The sequence below is a fragment of the Alteriqipengyuania sp. genome, from assembly GCF_964222115.1.
Classification (GTDB): Bacteria; Pseudomonadota; Alphaproteobacteria; order Sphingomonadales; family Sphingomonadaceae; genus Alteriqipengyuania.
The window spans coordinates 1-7,432 of record NZ_CAXQBM010000025.1 but is presented as its reverse complement, the minus strand read 5'-3'; the positions used below and the strand labels follow the sequence as shown (position 1 = coordinate 7,432).

The following is a 7,432-nucleotide window of genomic DNA, read 5'->3' as shown; positions in this document are numbered from 1 at the left end:
ATCGCTTCGTGCATTACGCTCCCGACAGGAGGGCAACTCAAAGCGAGGGAACCTATGAGCGCTCGAACTGGCATTAATGCCGTCAAACTGGCTGCGGTTGGCTGTACTTCAATTCTTGCGATGACTTCTGCGCCGGCGGCGGCACAGGTCGTCTGCGCAACCGACTTGGCCGGCGTGCTGAACTGCGACGCCCCGACACCGGCACCGCCAACCCCGCCATCCGGCACGATCAATCTCAACGCGCTGGTCCAGCCTGTCGTCGTCGCCCTGCCCCCGAATTTTGAATCCACCGTCACCGCGCTGATAGACACCACCGGCCCCATCACCATCACGGGCGATGCGGTGATCGACACCGTGCTCGATAACGAGCCCGCGCTGGACCTGACGTCGGGGGCCGACATCAACGCGCAAGTCCGCCGCCTGACGACAATCGGTGACAGCAGCACGGGTGCATTGCTGCAAGCTGTCGATGGTCTCGTGCTGACAGTCGACGATCTCGTATCGACCTTGGGCGACAATAGCGACGGCGTGAATATCCAGGCCGGGAACGCCAGCGTCACGCTCGACGAAGTGCAGACCGCAGGCGTCAATGCGCAGGGCGTGGAGATCGTCACGGTTTCCGGCCCGGCGACGCTCGATGCCAACCTGATCGAGACCCTTGGCACCGGTTCGACCGCCGCCTTCCTCACCGCAGCGGGCGGCATCGGCGTCGATGTCGGCGTGCTGCGCACCGGAGGCGACCAGGCGCTCGGCCTCAATCTCCAGTCCGATCCCGCAGTCTGCGCCACGCTTGGTGCAGGCTCCTGCAATATCGACGCAGTGTTCGACACGATCACCACCGATGGCTTCGGCTCGATCGGCGCGCTGGTGACCGCAGCGGGGGCAACGACACTCTCCGCCGATGTCATCCAGACCAACGGCATCGAAGCTGCCGGGATCGACCTGCGTGCCGATCCCACGGCATGCGTCGCACTGGGTGTGGGATCGTGCGACCAGGCCTTCACAGTCAACAACCTGACCACCACGGGCGCACGTTCGCCCGGTGCGGTGATCCGCGCAGTGGGCGATGTCGATGGAAGTGTGGGCGTGTTGTCCACCGATGGCGAGGATGCATTCGGCATCGATCTCGCCAGCGATCCTACCGCCTGTGCCATTCTAGGTGCGGGCGCCTGCGAAAACTCGCTTAGCGTCGGCCAATTGACCACCAAGGGCGATGGCGCGATCGGCGCGCTGATCCGTGCGGCGGGGCCCACGACTGCCAATATCGGTGTGCTGGAAACCTTTGGCGACAATGCCACGGGCATCGATTTAGCAGCAGACCCGACCGCATGCGTCCTGCTAGGCGTCGGGCAGTGCACCACGGCCATTACTGCCGATCAGATTTCGACCGGTGGCGATGGTGCCGCCGGCGCAATCATCGCAGCACCGGTAGACATTACCGGCGATTTCGGCACGGTCCAAACGCTGGGCGCGAATGCGACCGGGATCGACATAAGCAGCGATCCGGCGGCGTGCGTGCTGCTGGGAGCAGGATCTTGCGATCCGACCCTGACCGCGCAGAATGTGACCACCCAGGGCATCGACAGTGCGGCCGTGCTCATCAGCGCACCGGGCCAGGTCGTGGCGACCCTCGGGGTGGTTTCGACCTGGGGAGACAATTCGCCCGGGATCACCGTGCTGACCGACCCCACTGCCTGCGCCATTCTGGGCGCGGGGGCCTGCGGCGTGACCATTGCAGGGCCCGGTGGGCCAGGCACGGGCGCTGGCCCGGACATAGACACCGATGGCGACGATTCCCCCGGTGTCGATGTCGACAGCCCTGGCCCAATCGACGTGGAAGTCGGCGATGTCGATACCGATGGCGACAATTCGCCGGGCATCGACGTCGATGGCGGTGAAGGCAAGGTCAGCATCGTCTTCGAAGACATCGTGACCCGCGGCGACGATTCGCCCGGTGTGGAAGTCGATGCGACCGGAGAGATCATGGTCATCGGCGACAGCGTGACCACCGGGGGCAGCAATTCTCCCGGTATCGACATTGATGGCGACGACGTCGCGGTGATGGTCGATGTCGGTATGGTGACGACCAGCGGACCCGATTCCGACGGGATCAATGTGGACACCACAACCGGCCCGATCACCGTTGTCACAGGCCCCGTCACCGTGACTGGCCCCAGAAGCGACGGGATCGATGTTACCGCCACCGGCTGCACGACCGTTTCGGTCACCGCGACCGGCAATGTGTCATCCGCGCAGGGCATCGGCATCGATGCGGAAAGCGGGTGCGACCTCATCATCAACACGGCCAGTGGCGCCGATGTGAGTGGCGCAATTGCCGGGATCGAAGCGACCTCCGGCACCGGCACCACGATCAATCTGGGCGGTGACGTATCGGCCACTGCCGGTCCGGCGCTGGATGCCGATGGTGCGGCTGCGGTTGTCACCGTCAGCGCTCCCGGCAGCATCACCGGACAGATCGACCTGACCGACAATGACGACGTGCTGACCAATGGCGGCACATTGTTCGCGACCGAATCGAGCGATTTTGGCGCGGGCACCGACCTGCTCACCAACCTCGGGCTGATCTCGGTCTCGGGAACGCAAACCTATGCCGGGCTCGAAACGCTAGCCAATACCGGCGGCGTGATCGACATGCGCGATGGCGCGACCGACGATAGCCTGACCATTCCCGGCGACTACGTCGGCTCGGCAGGGGCGTTCCTGGGTGTCGATGTCGGGCCGGGTACGGCGGGCGACCAGCTGGTGATCGGTGGATCGGCAACGGGATCGACCGCAGTGGTGTTCGATGCGGGCGGCAACTTCGTCAACGGCGCGATCATCGTCGATGCCGATGCAGGCACCAGCGCCAGAGCGTTCAATCTGGCAGCCGTCCAGAACCCGCTGGTCGACTACACGCTGGAATTCGACGCGGCGAACAACAACTTCCTCGCGTTCGGCACACCCAGCGCGGCAGCCGTTTCGGCAGTGCTGATCGCCGATGGCGCCCGCCAGGTGCTCTACCGCAACAATGCGGCGGTAGGCTCCCACCTGGGTGCGCTGGCCTCCAGCGCTCGCGGGGGAAGCACGGACAACCCGCGGATCAACTCGGCCCTGTGGTTCAACTTCTCGGGCACGGATCAGAGCCGCGACAACTCGCTGTCTGCATCGCCGTTTGGCGTGGCGCGCACCTACAACCTCGACAACAGCCAGGATTACTTCGGCATCCAGGGCGGTGTCGACGTGATTGGGGGCACCAACAGCGTGCTGGGCGTGACCGTGGGCTATGCGAGCAGCCGCTTGCAGACCGAGACCGCGCTTGCGCGTATCGAGTACGAGAGCCTGAATGTGGGCGTCTACGGCATTGCCACCTTCGGCCCTGCCTATGTCGCCGGTCTGGCCAAGTACGAGACGATGAATATCGACTACGGCATCCGCTCTGGCGGCCAGATCGCGGATCTGGATGCCGACGGCTGGGGTGGCTGGCTGGAACTGGGGGCGCGCTTCGGCAGCTCCTTCTTCATCGAACCGTCCGCCTCTATCGAATATGCCAGCATCGATATCGACGACTTCTCGCAAGGGGTGACCGGGTTCGCCATGGACGAGGATGATGGTCTGCGCGGCAAGGCCGGTGTCCGGGTAGGCACCAATGTCGGCAGCGCTGCTGCGCCGATGGAGTTCTATGCGATGGCGCAGGTCATCCACAAATTCCAGGGAGAGGACAGCATCACCCTGTCGAACACCGGCGGAACTGCCACCTTCACCAACACCGCCATCGATACATATGGCAGGGCCGGTGCGGGCTTCCGCGCGCGGATGACGAACGGCATTTCGGGCTTCATCGAAGGCACCGTCGACTTCGCCAATGGGGTGAGCGGCGGCTGGGTTCGCGGTGGCCTGAGGGTGCCCTTCTTATACAAGACCTGTCAGGCGGGGAGCGCGTCCCCGCCTGACGATCCGCGATCCATCGAACAAAGAAAAAGCCCCCAGGGACCAACGTCTCCGGGGGCTTTCCATGAATTCGATGGCGCGAGTGACGGGACTCGAACCCGCGACCTCCGGCGTGACAGGCCGGCGCTCTAACCAACTGAGCTACACCCGCGCAGACACGTGCGAGACGGTTGTCTCCGCTGCGTGGGAGCGGCGCGCTTAAGCCACGCCTGCAACCCTGTCAATGGCTTCGCGACAGGGTTTTTCCAACTTCGCACCGCGAACAGGGTTAGCACCCGTTTAACCACATTTTGAGCATTTGCTGCGAGGCTCCCAATCGCTTGAGAAACCGGCAGGGGGAGCCGTTCCATGCGTATCGGATTGCTGATCGGAAGCGCCGCGCTATTCGCGGCCAGTGTGGCCGCTGCCCAGTCGCTGGTGCAGATCGACCGCGAAGTGTTCATCGAACGATCGCAGGAACGTGACGGGCGATTGCAGCGCCAGCTGATGCCTGCCGAAACGCTCGAAAGCGGAGACACCGTGGTCCTCATGCTCGCGTGGCGCAGTCCGCAGGCCAAGCCCTTCACCATATCCAGTCGGGTGCCGCGAGCCCTGGCTTTCAGGGCAAGCGGCGGCGATACGCCGCAGGTCTCTGTCGATGGGGGACGAACCTGGGGCGAACTCGCCCAGCTTCGCACCAGAGGACGCGTGGCGACCTCCGCTGATGTGACACATGTGCGCTGGGACGTTACCGATCCGCGCGCCGCCAACGGACGCGGCGTTTTCACCTACAGCGCGGTTGTTCGCTGAACGGCCTTAGCAGTTCTCGTATTTCCAGTTGCGCCGCTTGCCTTCGGAAATCCACTCGACCGCGGTCGCTATACGCTTGGCCCGCGTGGTGTCGCGCTTGGCGCTGGTGATCCATTCCAGGTAATCGCGCCGCTGGGCGTCCGTGAAGCCGTCGAAGACCCTTCGTGCGTCGGCATTCTGTGCAAGCGCCTGCGCGAAATCGTCCGGCATCGGGATTTGCGCCTTGGGTTTGGGCTTCTTCTTGATCCCCTTGGCAACCGCTTCTGCAGAACGGCGGAATTGCGCGACAAGCTCTTCGTCGGGCGGCAGCTCGTCGAGGCTCGCGATCTTGCCATAGCTGCCGATGCCGCCGCCCGCCTCGTCGCTATCGGCGAGCATGATCCCGGCATGTGCCTTGAACGCCGCCATGCCGACGACATTCTTGCCGCCGACTGTAAAATGTGGAGCGCCCCATTTCAGCGTCTCTTCGCCATCGGGCAGCGCCTCATGCGCGAGCTTGCGCACATGTTCGAGGATCGGCTGCGCAAACGAAGCTGCCCGCGCAATATATTCGTCGATGCGCGGGTCGGTCTTCATGGGGTCAGGCCGCCAGGATCAGCGCGGGCGATTCGAGCCGTACCTTCAGTGCCTGGATGAAGCTGGCTGCGTCCCAGCCATCCACCACCCGGTGATCGCAGCTGATCGAGATGTTCATCAGCTTGCGCTTCTCCACCCGTTCGACACCATCGGCACCGGTCACGAACATCGGACGCTCGACGATCTTGTTCGGGCCGATGATGGCAACCTCGGGTCGGTTGATGACCGGCGTCGTGGCGATTCCGCCCAGCGGGCCGAGCGACGTTACGGTCAGCGTGCCGCCCTGCATCTCTTCGGACTTCGCCTTGCCGGTGCGCGCTGCCTCGGCAAGTCGGCCGATCTCGCGCGCGAGCTGCCAGATGTTCTGTGCCTGCGCGTCGTGCAGCACCGGGACCATCAGCCCCGCATCGGTCTGCGCGGCCATGCCCATGTTGACCGAGCCGTGACGGGTGACCGTGCCGCCCTCATCGTCGTAGGTGGCATTGATCATGGGGAATTCGGGCAGGCACTGGCAGATCGCAGTGATCAGCAGTGGCAGGATGGTAAGCTTGGGCTTGTCGCCGCGGCCATTGTTAAGCTGCGCGCGCATGTCTTCCAGCGCGGTCACATCGACCTCGTCCACGTAGGTGAAGTGCGGGATGTTGCGCTTGGACGCGCTCATGTTTTGGGCGATCCGGCGGCGCATGCCGATGACCTTGATTTGCTCGTCCGCACGAGGCCCGCTGGCGGGAGAGTAGCCGCCGGAATAGGCGAGAAACTGGTCGAGATCGCCGTGCCGCACGCGCCCGTCTTCGACAGGCTTTACCTGTGCGAGATCTACGCCGAGATCGCGGGCGCGCTTGCGCACTGCCGGGCTGGCGAGAACCTTCGTATCGGGCTTGGGCGCGCTCTTTTCGACAGGTTGCTTGGGGGCAGGCTCCGGGTCGGCCTCACGCGCGTCGTCCGCATCGCTCGCATCGGGGTTCTCGACCTCGATCCGCTCTTCGATTTCTTCCGACTTCGGAGCGGGGGCAGACGCAGGTTCGGCCTCGGCAGCCTTGGCGTTTTCTTCTGCCACATCGTCGGGGATCTCGCCCTCGACCTCGATCGTGACGAGCATCGAACCGATGGCGATGGTGTCACCCACCTCGCCCGCGACCTCGATCACCTTGCCCGCAATGGGGCTTTCCATTTCGACCGTCGCCTTGTCGGTCATCATGTCGGCGATCTGCTGGTCTTCCTCGACCACATCGCCAATGGAAACGTGCCAGGCAACGATCTCGGCCTCGGCGATGCCTTCGCCAATATCGGGCAGGTTGAAGGTGAATTTCGCCATGGGGATCAGTCCTTGAGGAGCGTGTCGAGAGCCGCGCCGATGCGCACCGGGCCAGGGAAATAGGCCCATTCGAGGCTGTGAGGATAGGGCGTGTCGAAGCCGGTCACGCGTTCGATCGGCGCTTCGAGGTGGTAGAAGCACCGCTCCTGCACCAGTGCGGAAAGCTCTGCGCCGAAGCCCGAGGTGCGGGTCGCCTCGTGCACGATCATGCACCGGCCCGTCTTCTTCACCGATTCCTCGATCGCCTCGATATCGAGCGGGACGAGCGTGCGCAGGTCGAGGATATCGGCCTCGATCCCCTTCTCTTCCAGCACCGCCTTCGCGACGTGTACCATCGTGCCGTAGGTCAGAACGGTCAGCTGCTCGCCTTCGGTCACGAGCCGGGCCTTGCCCAGCTCGACGCGGTAATAGCCTTCGGGCACCACACTGTCCGGGTGCGATTTCCAGTTCTTCACCGGGCGGTCGAAGAACCCGTCGAACGGGCCGTTGTAGATGCGCTTGGGTTCGAAGAAGATGACCGGGTCGTTATCCTCGATGCACGAAATCAGCAGGCCCTTCGCGTCGTAGGGCGTTGCCGGGATCACGGTCTTGATGCCCGATGCGTGGGTAAACAGCGATTCGGGGCTCTGGCTGTGGGTCTGTCCACCGAAGATGCCGCCTCCGAAGGGCGAGCGCACCGTCATCGGCACCGAATATTCGCCACGCCGTTCGGGTAGCTCACGCTCTCGTCCAGCGACAGGCCATAGGCGGCATTCACCTCTGCCACCACGTCCGCCGGGGCCATGCCCGCATAATCGTCGGACA

The 7,432-nt window shown here is 64.1% G+C and carries 3 protein-coding genes, 1 tRNA gene and 2 pseudogenes; 2 read left to right on the top strand and 4 right to left on the bottom strand.

Features of this window, described 5'->3' with window-relative positions; genetic code table 11:
• Positions 1-54: 54 nt before the first annotated feature.
• Positions 55-3,831, top strand: a pseudogene (locus tag ACEQXE_RS04930) (autotransporter domain-containing protein); the annotation flags it as partial.
• Between the two features lie 191 nt (positions 3,832-4,022).
• On the opposite strand, the gene ACEQXE_RS04925 reads toward ACEQXE_RS04930, so the two are convergent.
• Positions 4,023-4,099, bottom strand: a tRNA-Asp gene (locus ACEQXE_RS04925).
• 197 nt (positions 4,100-4,296) lie between these two features.
• Between ACEQXE_RS04925 and ACEQXE_RS04920 the strand changes: the two genes are divergently transcribed.
• Positions 4,297-4,737, top strand: a complete 441-nt coding sequence (locus ACEQXE_RS04920) for a hypothetical protein (protein ID WP_370177841.1) — start codon at positions 4,297-4,299, stop codon at positions 4,735-4,737.
• Between the two features lie 6 nt (positions 4,738-4,743).
• Here the strand turns inward: ACEQXE_RS04920 and ACEQXE_RS04915 are convergent, their stop codons facing one another.
• The 3 genes and pseudogenes from ACEQXE_RS04915 to ACEQXE_RS04905 form a co-directional block, all read right to left on the bottom strand.
• Entirely contained in the window at positions 4,744-5,313 is a 570-nt protein-coding gene (locus ACEQXE_RS04915; RefSeq protein ID WP_370177840.1) for a YdeI/OmpD-associated family protein, read from the bottom strand.
• Between the two features lie 4 nt (positions 5,314-5,317).
• Positions 5,318-6,628, bottom strand: a complete 1,311-nt coding sequence (locus ACEQXE_RS04910; RefSeq protein ID WP_370177839.1) for a dihydrolipoamide acetyltransferase family protein — start codon at positions 6,626-6,628, stop codon at positions 5,318-5,320.
• Between the two features lie 5 nt (positions 6,629-6,633).
• Positions 6,634-7,329 (bottom strand): annotated as a pseudogene (locus ACEQXE_RS04905) (alpha-ketoacid dehydrogenase subunit beta); the annotation flags it as partial.
• Between the last annotated feature and the right edge of the window lie 103 nt (positions 7,330-7,432).